This window comes from Bremerella sp. TYQ1 (assembly GCF_020150455.1).
In the GTDB taxonomy this organism is placed as follows: domain Bacteria; phylum Planctomycetota; class Planctomycetia; order Pirellulales; family Pirellulaceae; genus Bremerella; species Bremerella volcania_A.
In genome coordinates this window covers 4,388,323-4,404,523 of the sequence record NZ_CP083740.1, presented here as the reverse complement: position 1 = coordinate 4,404,523, position 16,201 = coordinate 4,388,323, and the positions used below count along the sequence as shown (strand labels likewise).

Annotated in this window: 18 protein-coding genes; 3 read left to right on the top strand and 15 right to left on the bottom strand. The window is 56.6% G+C overall.

Annotation, left to right across the window (positions count from 1 at the left end):
• Positions 1-107: 107 nt before the first annotated feature.
• The 10 genes from LA756_RS17700 to LA756_RS17655 all read right to left on the bottom strand — a co-directional run bounded on the left by LA756_RS17700 (position 108) and on the right by LA756_RS17655 (position 7,827).
• Positions 108-1,733, bottom strand: coding sequence for a hypothetical protein (locus LA756_RS17700; RefSeq protein ID WP_224436052.1), 1,626 nt, complete (start codon positions 1,731-1,733; stop codon positions 108-110).
• Positions 1,714-1,896: a hypothetical protein gene (locus LA756_RS17695; RefSeq protein ID WP_224436051.1), complete on the bottom strand. Its 183-nt coding sequence runs from the start codon at positions 1,894-1,896 to the stop codon at positions 1,714-1,716. Before LA756_RS17695 ends, LA756_RS17700 begins: the two co-directional genes overlap by 20 nt.
• 17 nt (positions 1,897-1,913) lie before the next feature.
• Positions 1,914-2,444 carry a hypothetical protein gene (locus LA756_RS17690; protein WP_224436050.1) on the bottom strand — a complete coding sequence of 177 codons (531 nt, stop codon included), beginning with the start codon at positions 2,442-2,444 and terminating at the stop codon, positions 1,914-1,916.
• An 11-nt stretch (positions 2,445-2,455) separates the two neighbouring features.
• Positions 2,456-2,971 carry a hypothetical protein gene (locus LA756_RS17685; protein ID WP_224436049.1) on the bottom strand — a complete coding sequence of 172 codons (516 nt, stop codon included), beginning with the start codon at positions 2,969-2,971 and terminating at the stop codon, positions 2,456-2,458.
• An 88-nt stretch (positions 2,972-3,059) separates the two neighbouring features.
• Positions 3,060-3,500, bottom strand: coding sequence for a phage protein Gp36 family protein (locus LA756_RS17680; RefSeq protein WP_224436048.1), 441 nt, complete (start codon positions 3,498-3,500; stop codon positions 3,060-3,062).
• Between the two features lie 196 nt (positions 3,501-3,696).
• Positions 3,697-4,818 carry a major capsid protein gene (locus tag LA756_RS17675; protein WP_224436047.1) on the bottom strand — a complete coding sequence of 374 codons (1,122 nt, stop codon included), beginning with the start codon at positions 4,816-4,818 and terminating at the stop codon, positions 3,697-3,699.
• Between the two features lie 177 nt (positions 4,819-4,995).
• Positions 4,996-5,763: a head decoration protein gene (locus LA756_RS17670; protein ID WP_224436046.1), complete on the bottom strand. Its 768-nt coding sequence runs from the start codon at positions 5,761-5,763 to the stop codon at positions 4,996-4,998.
• 155 nt (positions 5,764-5,918) lie between these two features.
• Entirely contained in the window at positions 5,919-6,719 is an 801-nt protein-coding gene (locus LA756_RS17665; RefSeq protein WP_224436045.1) for a hypothetical protein, read from the bottom strand.
• Positions 6,720-6,907: 188 nt separating this feature from the next.
• On the bottom strand, positions 6,908-7,333 hold the full coding sequence (locus tag LA756_RS17660; protein ID WP_224436044.1) for a flagellar basal body-associated FliL family protein: 426 nt from the start codon (positions 7,331-7,333) through the stop codon (positions 6,908-6,910).
• Positions 7,333-7,827, bottom strand: a complete 495-nt coding sequence (locus tag LA756_RS17655; protein ID WP_224436043.1) for a hypothetical protein — start codon at positions 7,825-7,827, stop codon at positions 7,333-7,335. The genes LA756_RS17660 and LA756_RS17655 overlap by 1 nt, the downstream gene beginning before the upstream one ends.
• A 242-nt stretch (positions 7,828-8,069) precedes the next feature.
• Here LA756_RS17655 and LA756_RS17650 point away from each other — a divergent pair, with 242 nt between their 5' ends.
• Positions 8,070-8,549 carry a hypothetical protein gene (locus LA756_RS17650; protein WP_224436042.1) on the top strand — a complete coding sequence of 160 codons (480 nt, stop codon included), beginning with the start codon at positions 8,070-8,072 and terminating at the stop codon, positions 8,547-8,549.
• An 87-nt stretch (positions 8,550-8,636) separates the two neighbouring features.
• Here LA756_RS17650 and scpB read toward each other — a convergent pair whose 3' ends face one another.
• Positions 8,637-9,602, bottom strand: a complete 966-nt coding sequence (scpB, locus tag LA756_RS17645; protein WP_224436041.1) for an SMC-Scp complex subunit ScpB — start codon at positions 9,600-9,602, stop codon at positions 8,637-8,639.
• Between the two features lie 341 nt (positions 9,603-9,943).
• Between scpB and LA756_RS17640 the strand changes: the two genes are divergently transcribed.
• A complete protein-coding gene (locus tag LA756_RS17640; protein WP_224436040.1) occupies positions 9,944-11,179 on the top strand; it encodes a hypothetical protein in 1,236 nt (411 codons plus the stop codon).
• 485 nt (positions 11,180-11,664) lie between these two features.
• Positions 11,665-12,264, top strand: coding sequence for a hypothetical protein (locus LA756_RS17635; RefSeq protein ID WP_224436039.1), 600 nt, complete (start codon positions 11,665-11,667; stop codon positions 12,262-12,264).
• Between the two features lie 85 nt (positions 12,265-12,349).
• On the opposite strand, the gene LA756_RS17630 is transcribed toward LA756_RS17635, so the two are convergent.
• From LA756_RS17630 to LA756_RS17615, 4 genes are all read right to left on the bottom strand, one after another.
• A complete protein-coding gene (locus LA756_RS17630; RefSeq protein WP_224436038.1) occupies positions 12,350-12,814 on the bottom strand; it encodes a hypothetical protein in 465 nt (154 codons plus the stop codon).
• Positions 12,815-13,073: 259 nt separating this feature from the next.
• Positions 13,074-14,489, bottom strand: coding sequence for a hemolysin family protein (locus tag LA756_RS17625; RefSeq protein ID WP_224436037.1), 1,416 nt, complete (start codon positions 14,487-14,489; stop codon positions 13,074-13,076).
• 52 nt (positions 14,490-14,541) lie between these two features.
• Positions 14,542-14,961, bottom strand: coding sequence for a carboxypeptidase-like regulatory domain-containing protein (locus tag LA756_RS17620; RefSeq protein ID WP_224436036.1), 420 nt, complete (start codon positions 14,959-14,961; stop codon positions 14,542-14,544).
• Positions 14,962-15,074: 113 nt separating this feature from the next.
• A complete protein-coding gene (locus LA756_RS17615; protein ID WP_224436035.1) occupies positions 15,075-16,007 on the bottom strand; it encodes a DUF1559 domain-containing protein in 933 nt (310 codons plus the stop codon).
• Positions 16,008-16,201 lie beyond the last annotated feature (194 nt).

The window sequence follows — 16,201 nt, the reverse complement described above, 5'->3', positions numbered from 1 at the left end:
GGCGATCGAAGTTTGAGTGCGTTGATAAAAATTTCGCCTGCCTTGGTCGTTAAAAAGCAGGCAGCGTAACCCACGGGGGCGAGGGGACCGGAGAAGGTCGCCCAGGCCTATTCAATCTCGGTCAACTCCGCGGGAATCGGAGGCGGGTCGTGTTGTTCGATGTACCCGGCCGCGTCGTAGGTGATTGTCCACTCGGTGCGGTAGAGTGGCTGGCCGCAAAGGGTACTGAGTTGTTGCCGCGACTCTTTCCGCTCGCGTTCCAGCAGCGGTTGATTGCCGACGCTTACCAAGCTCGGCACGCTGGGGACGAATCCGATCCGCTCCGCGTGTCCGCTGAACTTGACGACATGCTTTGGTTCGCCATGTCGTTCTCGTAAAGCGGGATGCGCCACCGTGTAAGAAGTGCCAACGCCGCTGGTCACTTCGCCATCGGTCACCGCTTGGGCCGGGTAATGCATCGTGGTCTGTTCTTCGCGAACCACTTCCAGTTTCGCCGCATAGTCTCGCCAGCTGGTCGTCTCGGTCACCGTGGGGATTAACGCCGGCAGCTCCCACGTTTCGACCGGCGAACTGATCGAACCACCACTGGAACCAATTTCCAGCGCGCTGTGCGGATGCTCGACCAGATCGACAATCACTCCGTCGGCCAATCGGCTGGCCAGGTTCGCCGTGCCCCGATTGCCCCACAACGCTTCGACCGAAGGCTTCCATGTCGCGTAGCTGGTTCCTTCCAGCGGATCCCATACGCCACTGGTCGCAAGCACGTCCCACAAACAACCCAGCCGTTCCCACTGGCAGATGACAAACGCCTTCCGCTTGAACATTGGCTGTCGGACTTCGATGCGTGTCGGCCACACCAAACCACTCGCGGCGGCGTTGAGCTTCGCGGCGCGATCGGCGGCGATCAACAGCAATCGCTCGGCGGCGTGATGATGCGGATACTCGGGCGACGCTTCGAGCCAACCTTCGAGCCGCGCCACCGCTTTTGTTTGGGGAATGGTCTGCTGCTGGGTCGTGACGTCGACTTCGCCATCGACAATGCCAACAGGGAAGGGGAGGTGGTCCAGTTCGCGGTCGACCATTTCAAACTCGAGCCGCGTTTTGCTTTCGTCTTCGGTCCACGTGCTTCGTTCGCGGCGGAAGCCAGTCGGCAGGGCCATGGTGATCGCATCGCGAACCGAATCGGCGGTCGTTTCGATTCCACCGAGCCCGTCCCGCTTGCTGACAATCTGCACATGTCCACGAATGGTTCGTGTGGTGAAACCGCGCTGGTCGATCGTGTATTGGCTGCGAAAGTTGATCGCCAGCCAATCGCCGGATGCCGTTTCTGCCCCTTCAATCACCGTGAAAGCGACCTTCCACCGCAGCTGCCAACTGGTGGTCCCTGCGATCGGGACGAGCTGTACGCTTTGTGGTTTCGGGCCAAATTGCGTGTCGCCATCGATCTGCAAATCGCCGAACCCCAGCCCAGTGATCTGTAGCGATTGCCCTGGGCGTTGAAGTTGCTGCCGAAGCGTTTCCAGGCGGTCGGCCGTGGCGGTTTCGGTTATGTCGACGATGATCGCTTCGACCTCTAACAGATACTCAATGCCGATCACAACTCTGGCCGCTTCGTCGTAGCGAACCGTTGACGAAACACTAAGCTGCGGAGGCGTTGTGCCGTCGGGGCCGAAGGTAAAGTCGCCGTAGCTCAACGTGCCAGGCAGGGGAGTGTTAACCAGCAGATCGTTCACGCTTCATTCCTTCCAGCTTGCGGCGGAGTTTGGCTTGCAGACGGGCTTCCATCGCTTCGACGCGGCTTTCGATGTCGCTCAGCCACTGGCTGATGGAACGACCTTGCCGCGAGGGCGTTGCCTCTTCGACCGGTGGTCCGGTTTGAATCACTTCGTTACGCATCGCAGCGGTTCCTTATGCTAAGTGGTCTCGAACCAGCGCCACGCGTCGCTGGTATCTTGATAGGGAAGGCATTGCAGCGTGACTTCGATATCGCGCGGCGAAGGCCCCAGCGGAATGTCGATCGGCATGTCCGGGGCAACGCAAACTTTGCCGAAGCGGATCGTCGTTGGGCCGTTGTCGGCGGCGAGGGTTCCTTCTTTCGCGGTTAATAGCAGTTCGCCGGCATAGCGGCCCATCCGTTGCCCCAGCGGTCCGACAAGTCCCAAGTCTTCCGACCAGGGAAACAGCATCGCTTTGACCGCGGGGCTCCATTCCTTGAGCGTGAAGCGGCAATAGAACTCAGCCCCGCTCAGCACGCCATCGAGCGTCGCGCTGCCATACAGCGAGCTGACAACTTTGTCCGCTTTCAGCGTGCGTCGCCAATGAATGACATCTTCGACGACGCCCAAGCTGCGCGGTCCGAGGCCTTTACCGACGGCGGCGGCTTCGGCTCCGTCGGCGTTGTAACTGGCCAGGTAGATTCCCGTGGCGAAAGTTGCGTGCGGCATCGATCGGTTCCTTATCGCATCACGTCGAGTGGTTGAACCCGCGTCAGGCCGGTGAAGTGCAATCGCCGGCCGAGCCAAGGGCGGGAAAGCTCCGTTCCTTTGCGGCCGGTATAAAAGAGCGGTAGTTGAAAGCGATCCCCCGCCGAGCCGCTACCCAGCCCCAGCGATTGGTTTAGTGCCTGAGAAATGGCGATGTCGTTGCCATGCAGCGCCGCAATCGTCAGGCGTTCCAGCTGGTCAATCGTCGCCACGTCTGGCAGGACGGCGTCGTCACCGTACAACGCGTCGGCGGAAACATCGTCCGGCAGGTCGGTCGCACGCCGCCAAAGGCTGATCTCCAGTTGGTGTTCTTCTCGCAAAAACGAGCGGCCATCGCTCTTCACGCCGAGCTCGCGAATCGCCACGTAAGGCGAAGCGGCCGTCGCTGGCGGTAGCCCGGCGTAACGAATGTCGACCTGGTCGTCCGGCAGGTCCAACGCTTGCCGCAAATGATCCCGCACACGCGTAAGAATGGCTCCGACAATCATCGGTAAGGCTCCTTGGGAAAGCTGGAAAATCTCTTACATCGGGGCGGTCCGGATTTACAAACCGGGACCACCCCCTTGAAACCACCATTCAACGGCGGACGATCTTGGGGGGCTTACTGGTCAGGTCGGTGTCGAAGCTGGTGACTTCGGGTATGGCTGGGTCGCGTTGGCCCGCTTGCGGAACTTTCAGACGACCATGGCGAATCTCGCTCAAGTCATTCATTAAGTCCTCGTACTGTTCCTGAATCTGATCAGGCGCCGGATTGCCGCGGCGCGTCGCCAACAGATACACCGCGATCATCGCGTTGCCGTCGCGGCACCAACCGTTGTGGGCCAGGTCGCTCAGCGTGTACTGCATCTCGAGCGAAGCGTTCAGCTTGTTCGCGGCTCGCTCGATGGCATGTAGCACGATCGCTTCTTCCGCCGGGCCCAGCGACCCGCTCCCCGTATCGTCCACCGCCCGAAGAACGGCAGGAGCCGACCAAATTGCCTCGAGGTCCGCACGGTCGCAATAAGTTTGGATAGACATAAAGATTCTATGCGAGTTTTCAGTGTTCAGTTTTCAGTAAGAGGGATTGAAGTGGCATGGTCCGTCCCGAGGGTCGTGCCTCGGGACAAGGGCCACGCCTAGTGCTCAGTCTCGGTGTTCAGAAAGCAGATCGAAGCACCATCCCGGCTCTTCGTTCTTACTGAAAACCGAACACTGAAAACTGAACACTCTCTCCTTACGCGTACATTCCGCCGCTGATCTGCCCGTAGGCCACGGCTTCTGGAATCGTCAAAGCGGGAATGCCGTTCATCACCGCCATCAGGTTCCATCCGCTTGGGTCGTGCGTGGCGTAGCTGGTCGCGTAGAATCCGTACTGCTCGGCGCGATTGCCGCCGGGACCATCGGTAACGATTTCGCTTCCTTCCAGATAATGTGTCCAGCGAGGCGAGATCTCTGGCAGGAACGCCGCGTGGTCGTCTTCCACCAGCTTGGTGAAGACTTCCTCGCTGCCGTCGAACACTTCCAGGCCGTAGTCGACCACATGGAAAGTGACCCATGGCAAAGCTCGCAGCGTCGCACGGAACTCGCCTGCCGAGGCCCGCTCGAGCGAAGCGTAGACCTGGTTGGTCGAGCCTCCCATGTCTTGCACCACTTCGTTGTTGACGACATGCTGCCAACCGATGCCGGTCAGCACGACATGCGAAAGCCCCATGCCGCATCGCTGCACCAGCGCCGCGTTGATGTCTTGCAGATGGCCAGGAATGTCGGTCTGCGGATCGGCCCAATCGGCATCCAGCAGATTGCCTTCACCCAGCATGTCGAGCTGGCCGCGATGCGAATCAGGAATTTGGAAATCAACGGTAACATCACCGTTGCCAAAACCATGAATCAGATCATCACCCAGCGCCGTATAGCCATACTTGCCCCGCAACATGGCCGCCGTTTGCAGTTCGACCAGGTTCACAAACCGCTGGGCCAAATAGGCTTCCTGACGCGTGACGTAGCTTTGCCCCATCGCGTCGAGCGTATTGCCACTTTCGCCCAACGCACGACGGTTGAGCAGGTCTTCATCCAGCAGCGAGATCGTTTCCGCCGCACGTGGAAACGCGCCGGTGATCTTGCCGATCGATTGCGGCGATGTGCGGGCCGAGGCCTGACCAGGTCCGCGAGCGGTGGCAACTTTCCGTGTGTGATTGAAAATATCGTAGGCGAATTCGCGACCGCGATGCTTCTGTTTGTTCGTGCCGGAAAGTCCCCAGCCGAACAATTTCTGCAGCGAGCTGCCCGGCAGATCCAATTGCGAAATCGCTGCGACGACCGTCGAAGGAGCCAGCAAATCTTGAATCGTCGTTTCCATATTTGAGTAACCTCGAAAGGGAAGAGATGAAAGATTGAAAACGGTATCGATCGGCCAATTACGCCAGGTCTTGTTGCTTTCGGCCCCCTCTCCCTTCCTAAGGGGCGAGGGGACCGGATAGACGAAAGGAGACTGGAGCGGAGGGAGTTATCCTTGGCCGTTATCCGATTGCTTCGCTTAGGCTGTCGAGTAGTTCGTGCCGCCCAAGTTGCTGACCAGCCAGACCATCGATCCGCCGTCACGGATGATGCATTCGACCATCACGTTGGTGCCGAGCTGCTGACCGGCCGTCGAGAATTCGATCATGTTGGCACTGATCGAACCTTTGCTCAGCATGGGCGTCGCGCTGGTGATTGAAAGCACCGCGTCGGCCGTTTGCACCAAGCGAAACATCAAACCCGGCTCGGCCGCCGGCAACGTCACCGCACCGGTGCCAGTGGCGACAAACGTACCGCCGTGGTCTTCTTTGGCGAGTGTCAGGCTGCCGGTGAATCGTTTGAATTTGCTGCTGGCCGCCGAACGATCGTTCGGTGCGAAGGGAACTTCATCCCAATGAAACGAACCACCCAACGCGTCGCGACTGCGGACGTCGAGATTCGGCACGTAGCGTTGCCGTACGGCTCCACCGATCAGCATTCGTGCGACACGATCGGTGGCGGCTCCGGACGCGAGCATGTCGATCGTTTCGGCCAAGATACCGATCGCGTTCTGCGTTCCGTCGTTGGCAGTGGCGTTGTAAGGATGGTACTTGCCGGTCGCATCGTTCCGCGCCATCACTAACCCGGCCCTTAGCAAAGTGCTGGGTGAGTGGTCGGCATCTTCGCTGGCCGCGTCGATGGTGATCATGCGAGTTCGTTGACCTTCGCCGCTCCAAATCAACGGCGTCAGCGAAGCAGAAGTCGAAGCCTGAAACCCAGGCGGGCTACCAGATCCAAGGGAACTCATAGTCGGTTTCCTTAAGAGAACAGTGAAAGTAATCGAAGTACGTTGCGAGTTCGTTTTGATCCCGCGCATCAAGTCCGGTCCCCTCTCTCTTCCCAAGGGAGAGGGCAAGGGCAAGGGGACCGGACGAGGAAGAATGTGGCTGCGTAACGAGCGTGTTACGCCTTCAAGAACCCAGCATGCGAGAGTTGCTGCCGAGCCAAGTCGCGCGAGCGTTGGCCACTCTCTTCGCCGTAGAATGCATCGCCAGAAGGATGCGACGCCACCGTCGCTGGGGCCGTGACCGCCGCCGGCAACGTTTCTTCCAGCATTTGCAGTAGTCCGCCGAGCGAAAGAACCGGCTCCGCTTCTTGCGAAAGCTGAACCGTGCCCACGGCATCGTGAAGACGCTCGCGCAATGCCAGCGGAAGATACCGCGCGGTGTCGATTCGTTCGCGGAGATTGTCGCGAACGCGGACCTCTTGATCGACCAGCGTTTCGACGAGGTTCGTCATCGAAAACTGCACCGCATCAGGAATCGCTTCCAGCGGCTGCTGATCGGTGTTGGTCGGAGCATCTGTCAACGCGACGTGCGCGATCACCGGACCGACTTCCGAACCATCCGGCAGCACAAACCGTCGGCGGATCTCAGGCGATGTGAACTCCGGCAGCTCGGCTTCGTCGTCGTACACGTTCAAACGGAACTCGAGCCCGCCATCTTCGTTCTGCCAGACGTCTTCCAAACGGCCGAGGATGGGGTAAGCGTCCGACGCATCTGGAAGCGGGAATTCAAGCTTCGGCGAGCCAGCGTCACTGCCAGGCTCGGGATGCCCTAAGAGCACCGGAATCTGATAGCCACGAGCTTGAATGTCGAGCGTATTGCTGACAATCTTTCGCAGCTCTTGAGCGGTAAAAACGTGGCGACGACCGGAAGCGAGTTCGTAGGTTCCAGGGGCAAGAAAGACCTGCTGCTTTTCCATCGCGTGCTCCTCAACATTGGTGATGAATTGTTGAGGACTAATTTATGCAAATAGTGTACATGCGCCCACTATTTTATCGCGCGAAATAAGTCGCCTGGCGATGGTGCAACAAGGCGATTCTAACATGATGGAATCATGCAGGTTTATTGACGAAGTCTACATGAAGTGTGTACAAGAATCGGGTCAAATCAGCGCGTTTTAACCCTGAAATGACTGACATAAATGTCGTCGAGTTGCCCATCTTCGATCAGTCGATTGACTTCCTTCAAAAGTCGCCGTCGAAACATGACTAAATCAGGATCTTCGAGCTCTTCGATCGTCGATTCGCGAGAGACGATCATGACGCGATCGCGGATGCGAATCTTCTTTTTGGCCAGCTCTTTCTCGAGCCCGGACAACTGGTTAGGGTCGACGAGTCCGGCCAGCGAAAAGTCGAATCGCGTCTGCGTATTGCCAGCCGGATCGTAGGCCCGGAACGCGTAGTCGCCGATGGCGATTTCTTGCGGCGGAAGCTCTTGTGCGGCTTCACCTTGCGCGGAAGCGTCCGTTGGCTCCGCCGCGCATCCGCAGAGCAGCAATGCACACAATGTGGCGAGAATCGTAAGTCGTAACATTAGAACCGCTCCAGGGTTACGTTCGAGAAGACAAACCGCTTAATAACCCCGCGGCCGATCGATTCCTCGGTATAGTCACGCAATTGCGAGCGAATCAGCTGCAGTTCCGGATCGGCCAAATCGATGAGATTGGCGTGCCGGCAAGTGCGGATGATTTCGTCCGATAGTTCACCCTTACGCTCATCTAGGTAGTCTCTAACGCGCTGTTCATTTTCCTTAGCAACAAGGCAATGCAGCTGATAATGCAGCGCCACGCTCTCTTGATAAGTCGTCAAATCAGGCAGCCGGGTCGGATCGTCGGCGATCAAAACACTGATGGTGAACTGCCCCAAGTCGATCTCGACCCAGTCCCGTTTTTCCAGGGAAAACAGCAGTTCTTCGTCGGCGGAAGCAGACTTTTCGCAGCCGAAAATGGCCACACTGCCCAGCAAAATCAGCAGAGCAATCCAAGCCTTTTCGTCGATCGCTTTCGTCCAATTCAGAGCGGTGTGCATGGAAGCGTAACTCGTTACCAGGAAATAAGTTTCGTGCACCTTCGTAAACATAGGTCACACAGCGTGGTCGTCGAGCCGATTTCGATCGTTTCGCACGGAACCGCAGAGGATGAGTTACGGGTTCTATCAACACACGCGTAACCCTTTATCCAGAAGGGACTTAGAAAAGACGCACACCAGCCGCAATCGCGTCCTAAACTTGCTTGGTAAAGAACCAAGAAACCGACCTGACCAATCTACCTATGGCCCACGAAACGCCCGCAATACGACGAACGCTAACCCGATGGTACACAACCATTTGGGTACGCATCGCTGCGCTGTCAGTGGTCACGCTAACCATCGGCTGCGGCACACCTTACGCTCAGCCCGAGCGGGCGGCGAAAGACATGCCGGATGCGTTAATTCCCGTAGAAGTCGATCTGGGGAAGTTTGAATGCACGGTTCCGAATGACAAGACAAACAGCACCATTCAGATAGATTTTCACGCGTTTGCGAAGATGCCTCGGTACAAATCGCAAGAGCTCGAACCGCTTCTCGAGTCGCATCATAACCGCTTTCGCCACAACGTGTTACTGCACGTCCGAAAGTTCGACCGGCCCACGCTCAACGACCCCGATCTGACCCAACTTCGCGAGGCTTTATCGGGTGCAATTCGCGAGGTTTTACCTGAAAATAAGGTCGAAATGATCGGTTTTTACCATTTTCAGTTCCTCGAAGAGTGATGTACTCGTGCGCAACGAAAAAGGGACTCGCTATGGAGTCCCTTTGCGTTTCGATTAACTCGAACGATCGTATGACAGAGTGAGGGTTTATTCCTCTTCGTCGTCGCCCCAATCGTCGTCGTCGTCTTCTTCATCATCGTCGTCGAAGTCGTCGTCTTCTTCGTCGTCCCAGTCGTCCTCGACTTCTTCCCACTCGCTCTCTTCTTCGTCGTCCTCGTCGAGCTCTTCTTCGTCTTCGAACTCGTCGTCTTCGTAGTCCTCGTCCCAGTCTTCGTCGTAATCATCATCATCGTCGTCGTCTTCGTCGGCATCCTCGTCTGGGATCTCGTCGTCGTAGCCGTCGTCGTCTTCGTACAGTTCGTCCTCTTCGTCTTCGATCGGCGGAGCTTGTGCCAGCGGTTGGTCCGCGCTCCAGGCAGTTGCAGCAGCACTTTCGGCGACCACGTCGTCGTTATCGATGGCAGGGCTATGTGGGGCAAGTGTGATCGTCACCGATGTCTCCTTTGGATCGTCAACCTGACTGGCCGCAGACGCGTCGGTCTCGGCTTCGAATCGTCGAAACTCGTCTTTACGGGGCAAATCTTCCAGCGATCGAAACCCGAACATTCGCAGGAAGGAGGGCGATGTCGCATACAGGAACGGTCGCCCCAGCTCTTCGCTTCTTCCCTTGATCTGAACCAGATCCCGATCCATCAATTGGCGAATGATCTCGCCGCAATTCACGCCGCGAATCGCCTCGACATCGGCCCGCAGGACCGGTTGCCGATACGCGATGATTGCTAGCGTTTCCATGGCTGGCGTCGATAACCGTGTCGGATCGTCGCCCCCAACCACGCGCCGAACCCAATCGGCGAACTTTCCCCGAGTCACCAGCTGATAGCCGCCGGCAAGCTCTTCCACACGGAAAGCTCGGCTCGCCGCGTCGTAAAGCTTATTCAGGGAACGCACTAGTGTACGGGCTTCGGTTCCGTCCGCCAAGTTGGCAAGTTGGGCCAATTTGCGAGAAGTTAACGGTTGCTTGGCGAGAAACAAAATCGCCTCCAACCGCTGCATTCGACGGTTCCGTACAACCGGACCTTTGGCCTTTTTCGGCTGTCGTCGCCGTTTTCTTCGGTAAACTAAGGTAAGAAACTTGCGAGCATTTCCAGAACTGCTTGCGCAAGTTGCGATCTGCCCCCAACGTCGGGCGGTAAGTCGGTTCACAAAATGGGAATTCAGACGCCGCAAGTGGGGATGCCCCGCCAAGAAAGAAAGTGCCAAGTCCTACTTTCTAGCGGAACGCCAAGAAACGTCAAATGGTGATAGCATCTCCGCGCCAGCCCTAACGTCAGATCGTTCCAAGAAGCCGTGTCACGCCGTCGGTTCCCTGTTTCGATAACCTTCAAGAGTTTTCCATGTATCGAATGCGTCGAATCCATGTTCCGGTAATCGCCCTTCTTGCCGCCGTCTCTCTGCTGCTGCTTGGGCCTGTGTCCGCGGCCATGGCGGATGACGATCGCGACATCGCGCTATGGCGGCAGGAACAGCCGATCGTCGAGAAGCTGGAAGCGAATGGCGTTCGACCGGTCTACGACTTTCAACTGGTCGAAGGGTGGGGTATTGGCTACATGGAACCACCAGGCGATTCCGAAGCACAACGGGAGTTCAGCCCTTACGTGCATTCGCGGGTCATCGGTGCCCAGTTTGACCAGTGGAATCCGCTTGGCCCACTCTTTCGGGAAATCGCCACGCTGCCGGCGTTTTACTATCTTCATTTGGAAGGTGTCACACTCACCGAAGAAGACATACAAATGCTGGTCAAAATTCCCAACTTGCGATGGCTGCGACTGGTCAATGTTTCAATCTCTCCTGAAGGTGTGCAGCAACTCGCCGAATCGAAAACGCTCGATACTTTGGGCCTGATCGATATCGAGGGAGGTCTCACCGACGAACACCTTCGGTCGCTCGACGAAATCGAGAGCCTTCGAACGCTGTATCTTACCGATGCACACTTCACTTCCGATTTTAAGTTGAAGCCGAGCCGTGTCACCAACCAAGGGCTCGCCGTATTGGGCGAGATGCCTAAGCTCACGCATCTCATGCTCGGGCTGCCTGACATCACGGACGAAGGGTTTCAGGTCGTCGAAAAATTGCAGCAGCTGAAAACCCTTAAAGTCGTCGGCGTCGACATCACCGATCGATCGCTCGCCGTCATCGGCAAGCTCCGGAATCTGCGTCACTTGACCCTTAGTCGCAATCAAAACCTCGATTCGTTCAGCGATCGTGGTTTCCAGTCCCTGGAAAACCTGACCGACTTGGAAGAGGTTTTATTGCTGAACGTAAACGCTGGCGACCAGACCATGAAGGTCTTAGGTCAGCTAACGAAGCTGAAACTGATTCGTCTCCACGATCACCACGCGACCAACGAAGGACTCAGCCACCTCGCCAATCTGCACGCGCTCGAGTTCCTCTATCTTTCAAGCTATGAACCGAAATATGACCGGGAAGGGCTCGATTTCCTGGGTGGTTTGAAATCGCTGCAAACCGTTCACGTCGATCTCTTCGACGAACAGCTGCCCCAAAAAATGGCTTCGCTCGGCTACCAGCAAGATCCTGAAATCCGAAGTGAATTTCATCGAAAGCGGAAGTGAGAAAGACGGGTCCGTGCTGCTCTGGCTTCTGGAGATTGTTTACGAGTTTCCAGGTACCGAAAGGACTTTTTGGTTGACGATTTGCGCACTGATTTACGTCATTTTCTTGCGAGACTTGGTCCTGTTCCTGCGTACCCCACGCGTATACGTACGACGAACTTGCTAAATACTTCTCGCAGACTGTACGCATATTTGTTTATAATTCAATTCTCACGGACGACTTCCCACTTCTTTCAGACATATTCATCAACACCCGCTGAGTTTCTTTCCAGTAGGGTCCGCTGTGCGGACGCCGAAAACAGGTCGAACCTGAACACCAGCGCCGCGTTGATGCGTTCAGGCCGAATCCTTGACCAACGCTTTCTTTCGATGATAGCACTTTGCCGCGTCCGGACAGCGGGCCGTACCGTTGGCGTTTCGTGATCGGCGGTGGTAGAACATCGGTTGTGGTACTTCTGTTGGTTTCTTTGGGCGGAGTTCTCGGTATGCGGAATTCAATTTCAACTAAGCTGTTTTGGTCGTTCGTCGTCGGGCTGTTGGTCACGCTGGGGATGTCGAAAGGGGCGATGGCTCAGTATATTCCGCGATCGACTGCGACGATCGAGCGCGAGAAGCAAGAGCGGGAAGAACGCGAGCGTGCCAGGGCCGAGGAAATGGAAAAGATCCGTGCTGACGCGGCCGAGTTGCGCGAAGGAATGGAACGGATGCGGAACGAACTGCGCGTGAAGGAAGAGATTATTCAAAACCAACGACGCGAGTTGGAGGCGATGCTCGGTCAATTACGCGAACATCGACAGGTAGCAGAAACGCATCGCGAGACAGAGATGAATGGAAGTCGTTTGGCGAGAATTCATACGATGGGCAAGATGGCGGACGATACCAATCTATCGGCTGCGTTCGCGTTGGATCAATTGATTCGGATTGTGCCTGACGTGGAAGCAAGGCGAGAAGTTCTCGGCGATTTGCTGGACGGTTCCCGAAACTTGGGCGTACAACGACTGATTCGAATGCACCTGATCTCTCTTCCATTGCCAGATGATGGCCAGGAAGAAGCGGTCGAAATTCTGCAAGGCTTATTGCCGTAGTATTCGCCCGGAAATGGTACCGCGCAAAAAACTGGCCGGCGCGTCGTTGGAATCGCGTCGGCCAGTGACTTATCCAGATTAGGGATTAGTCAATGTCTAAATCCATGTCGACCGGCGGGTGCAATGGATAGGGTGCCGGAGGACTGTAGATGGGTGGATCGTACAGCGGCGTCGGGTAGACGTAATTGGTGTGAACGCGAATCGTCGAACGTTCGCGTAGCGGAAAACGATACCGCGTGACAGGTTCGGCGAAGTCGGCCGTCTTCCAATAGTTGCCGGTGCGGTAAGCTCCACCGACAGTCCAATCGGAATCGGTCGGCGACTCGCCAAACCATGGCGCGTTCAATTGATTATGTCGCGGGGTATAGCCGCTGTAGCGTGTATTGGCGGTTTGCTGACGGTTGTCGTCGTAGACGTTCGCGTCGTAGGGTTCGTCAGCGAACGACTCGTTAGGAGTCGAAAAGTTGCTCCAGTTCTGCGCTTCGGCCGAACTGCCGGCGGCAATCCAAAATGGCACGACCAATAAGGCCGCTGCGAGTCCGTATTTCATCGGACGATCCTTTCCTGTGCGAGGAATCTTGCGTCATCCAGTGCCGAAAGGAGTCCGGTGTGCAAACGATGTCGCACGTCGGAAAAGTGTGGTGTGGCTGTTCGCTCACGGCACCAACTTGCCGAAGCTAAGTTGCAACCGTCATGCCGAGATGGTGAATGCCGGACGGTCGATTTCTCGAAACTGCCTGCGGTTTAAGCGTTTATCGTCAATCGATCAAAATCTGCTGTGGCACGAAGTTGTCCGCGCTGGTCGCATGTCATTCAGCGGCGTCGCTCTCTGCTTCGCTTGGTTCTTGCGTGGGGATCGCGGCCAGGTAGGCTTCGCGAACCAGCGCGTCTTTCGTCTTCCAAACGGTGACGCGCACGCCATCCGCTTCGACCGTTTGACCGACACGCGGCGGGTCTTCAAAGTGCTGCAGAATCCAGTCGTTGACGTTCAGCACCGGCTTCTCGCTGGGAGGGGGCAACACAATTCCGGTCGCATCGCGGACGTGGCTCAGCGAGGCAAAACCGCCGGCGACCCAGCCTTCGCCGGAGCGGCGGAGAAAGGATGGCAACTTGTCGAACTCGTCGTGGATCTCGCCGATGATTTCTTCGACGATATCTTCCAGCGTGACCATCCCGATGATGCGGTTGTCGTCGCGAACGACGGCGATATGCTGCCGCTCTCGCATCAGGCGTTCCAAGCATTCCGAAACAGAAGACTTGGCTCCGAACGAAATGATCGGACGAATCAGCGTGCTTACTTTTGCGGTTGTGTTGCCGTTGGTTTCTTCGGCGACGATGTCCTTTAGGTTGACGTATCCGTTGATGCTTTGCGGATCGCCATTTCGCTGCGTGATGGGGTACCGCGTGTGCATCGTGCGATAGGCCAGCTTCAGGGCATTCTCGATCGTTTCGTCGGCGGGTAGCGTGCCCATGTATTCGGACGGCAACATGATCTCGGTCAGGGGTGTCGCCGACAGCCGCGAGGCACTGACGATGATGCCTTCTTCCCGCTTGCCGATCAGTTTGCTGATACGTGCCAGCGACGCGGCCCCGCGCAGTTCGCGAATGGCTGCTTCCGAAACGTTGTCTTTGTCGCCGTTGCTTCCGCCGAAAAGGGAAACGATTCCGGTCACCGACTTTTCAAAGAACCACACCGCCGGCCAGACGACGTACGAAAACCATTCCATCGGTGGCGATAGTTTCAGGCAAATCCATTCCTTGTTCTTCAGCGCGAACACCTTGGGAACGAGTTCGCCGAACAAGATGGTCACCATCGTCAGCGGCGCGACGACTAAGACAATGGCCAAAAGCGCGGCGACCGTTTCGGAGAAGCCTGACTCGATCAGCATCGGCTCGACTTTCTCGGCGGCTCCGGCACCTCCCGTCGCTGCGGCCACGGCGGCAACCAATGTGATGCCTAGCTGCACCACCGCGAGGCTGGCCTCCATCTTCTGTTTCATCCGCAGCGCCGCCCCGGACCCGACCCGTTTGGCATCGACCAGCGCATGCAAGCGGCCCAAACCAATCGAGGCCAAAGCGATCTCGTAGGCGGCAAAGACACTGTTGAAGGCAATCATCAAGACGATGATCAGCAGTTCGAACGTTCCCATGGCGGCGCGAATTGGGTGAGAGGGAAGATAGTCCGACCGATGCGGCACAGCCGGAGGACTCACCCACTTTCGCATTCCTGACGCCGTGAGAAAACCGTGGCGGCAGGAAAAAGTTTCCAGAACGGGCTTACTTCTTCGTGCTAAGGTCGAAGTCAAACTGGTTCGAGCCTTCGGCAACGTTGGCCGAAAGCTCGGTCTTTTCGTGGTAACGTGCTGCCAATGTCTCTGGTTTGCCACTTCCTTTCACCGAATCGTCGGCGGGCTCAAACGTGGTGATAAAAACCTTGTTTTCGCCCAAGATGGCTCCCTTGGTGTCGTTCAACAAGTAAAGCGTGTAATTGCCAGACGGATCAGTTTTGCCGGAAGCCATGCGTCCCATCTCCACCGATTGGAACGTTACCGTAGCCCCGGACAAAGGAGCACCATCGAGGGTAACTTTACCCGTGACGGAACCCAAAGGGGGCAAATCTTTCGCGCCAGACTCGAAGCAGCCAAGCGTCGAAACGACAATGATCAGTGTCAACAGAAGGGTAACCGCGCGAACCATCAGCTTGGTTCCTTTATATGGCAAGTGACAGGGTAGGGAAGTAGCACCAGGCAAGAAGCCGGAAGCCAACAGTGACGCTTCCGGCTCGGAGAGGAATGGACGCCGACAGAGTGTTACGGAATGCTGATCGGGTTTCCATCGTCGATGGCGATCATGTATTCATACAGACTGTCGCAAGCGCTATCATTGTTGGCCGTTGCCGGGGTCGAGCGGATGAACTGAATGTTTTCCGATAAGAAGCTCACACTTCCGTCAAACTTCAGCGTCATTGCGCCGCCTGGGTGAAGACTGCTTAACGCTTCCCCTTTTTGATCGACCGTCCCCGTGCTGTCGTTGATTGGCCAACGTCCTGAGATCGCGATTTCGTCAACACAGTTACCACCCAAGCTTTGCTGACAGCCGGCCCACGACTTGAGGCTCATCGTTTGCCCGTTGAGCTTGGAACAGCTTTCTCCCACAGCAAGCGTGTTGCTCAATCCGTCCGTCACGTCGCGAAACCTACGGCCGCTGTTGCGATAGAAAGCACCATCGCCTCCATCAAGTCGAGCCGTACGCGAATGGTTGTAAACGGCGTAGTTCATGCCGCCCCCTTTCAGGAACCGCTGAGCCGCATCGCCAACCGACTTGCCGGTATCGGAAGGGCAACGATAGCCGTCGACGACTACCAGCATGGCATTGTTCAATTCGTTTTCGAGGTGGTTCCCAGTACCGATGCCAGCCGTTTCGTGCAGCGCGCTCTGTTCGATGTAAGGAAGCAGGAACGCGGCCCAGCCCCAACCTTCGACTTCGTCGGCACCGCCACCGTTATCGTCGGCATCGCCGATCGGTCGAATGACCATGGGGGGCAAAGCGAGGTAGGTATCGTGATAATTGTGCAAAGCCAAGCCGACTTGCTTCAAATTGTTACTGCATTGCATCCGACGTGCGGCTTCGCGGGCCTGTTGCACGGCTGGCAATAGGAGGGCAATCAGAACGCCGATAATGGCAATCACGACAAGCAGTTCGACGAGCGTAAACCCCGTCTTTTTTAGAGGTGTAACCGACATGACAGGCACCTTCATCGAGAAAGTAGAGCAGTGGTAAGAAAGAGGCATAAGAGACCCCTAATATAGGCAGGCGTTAATGCATCGTCAATATTCTAATTCTTTATGAGAATTTTTATTACTTGACACCCTGATGGGACCAGATTATGTCGCGTTTCGACAATATTCACGGGCAATATGCGAACCTTTGCGGCAAT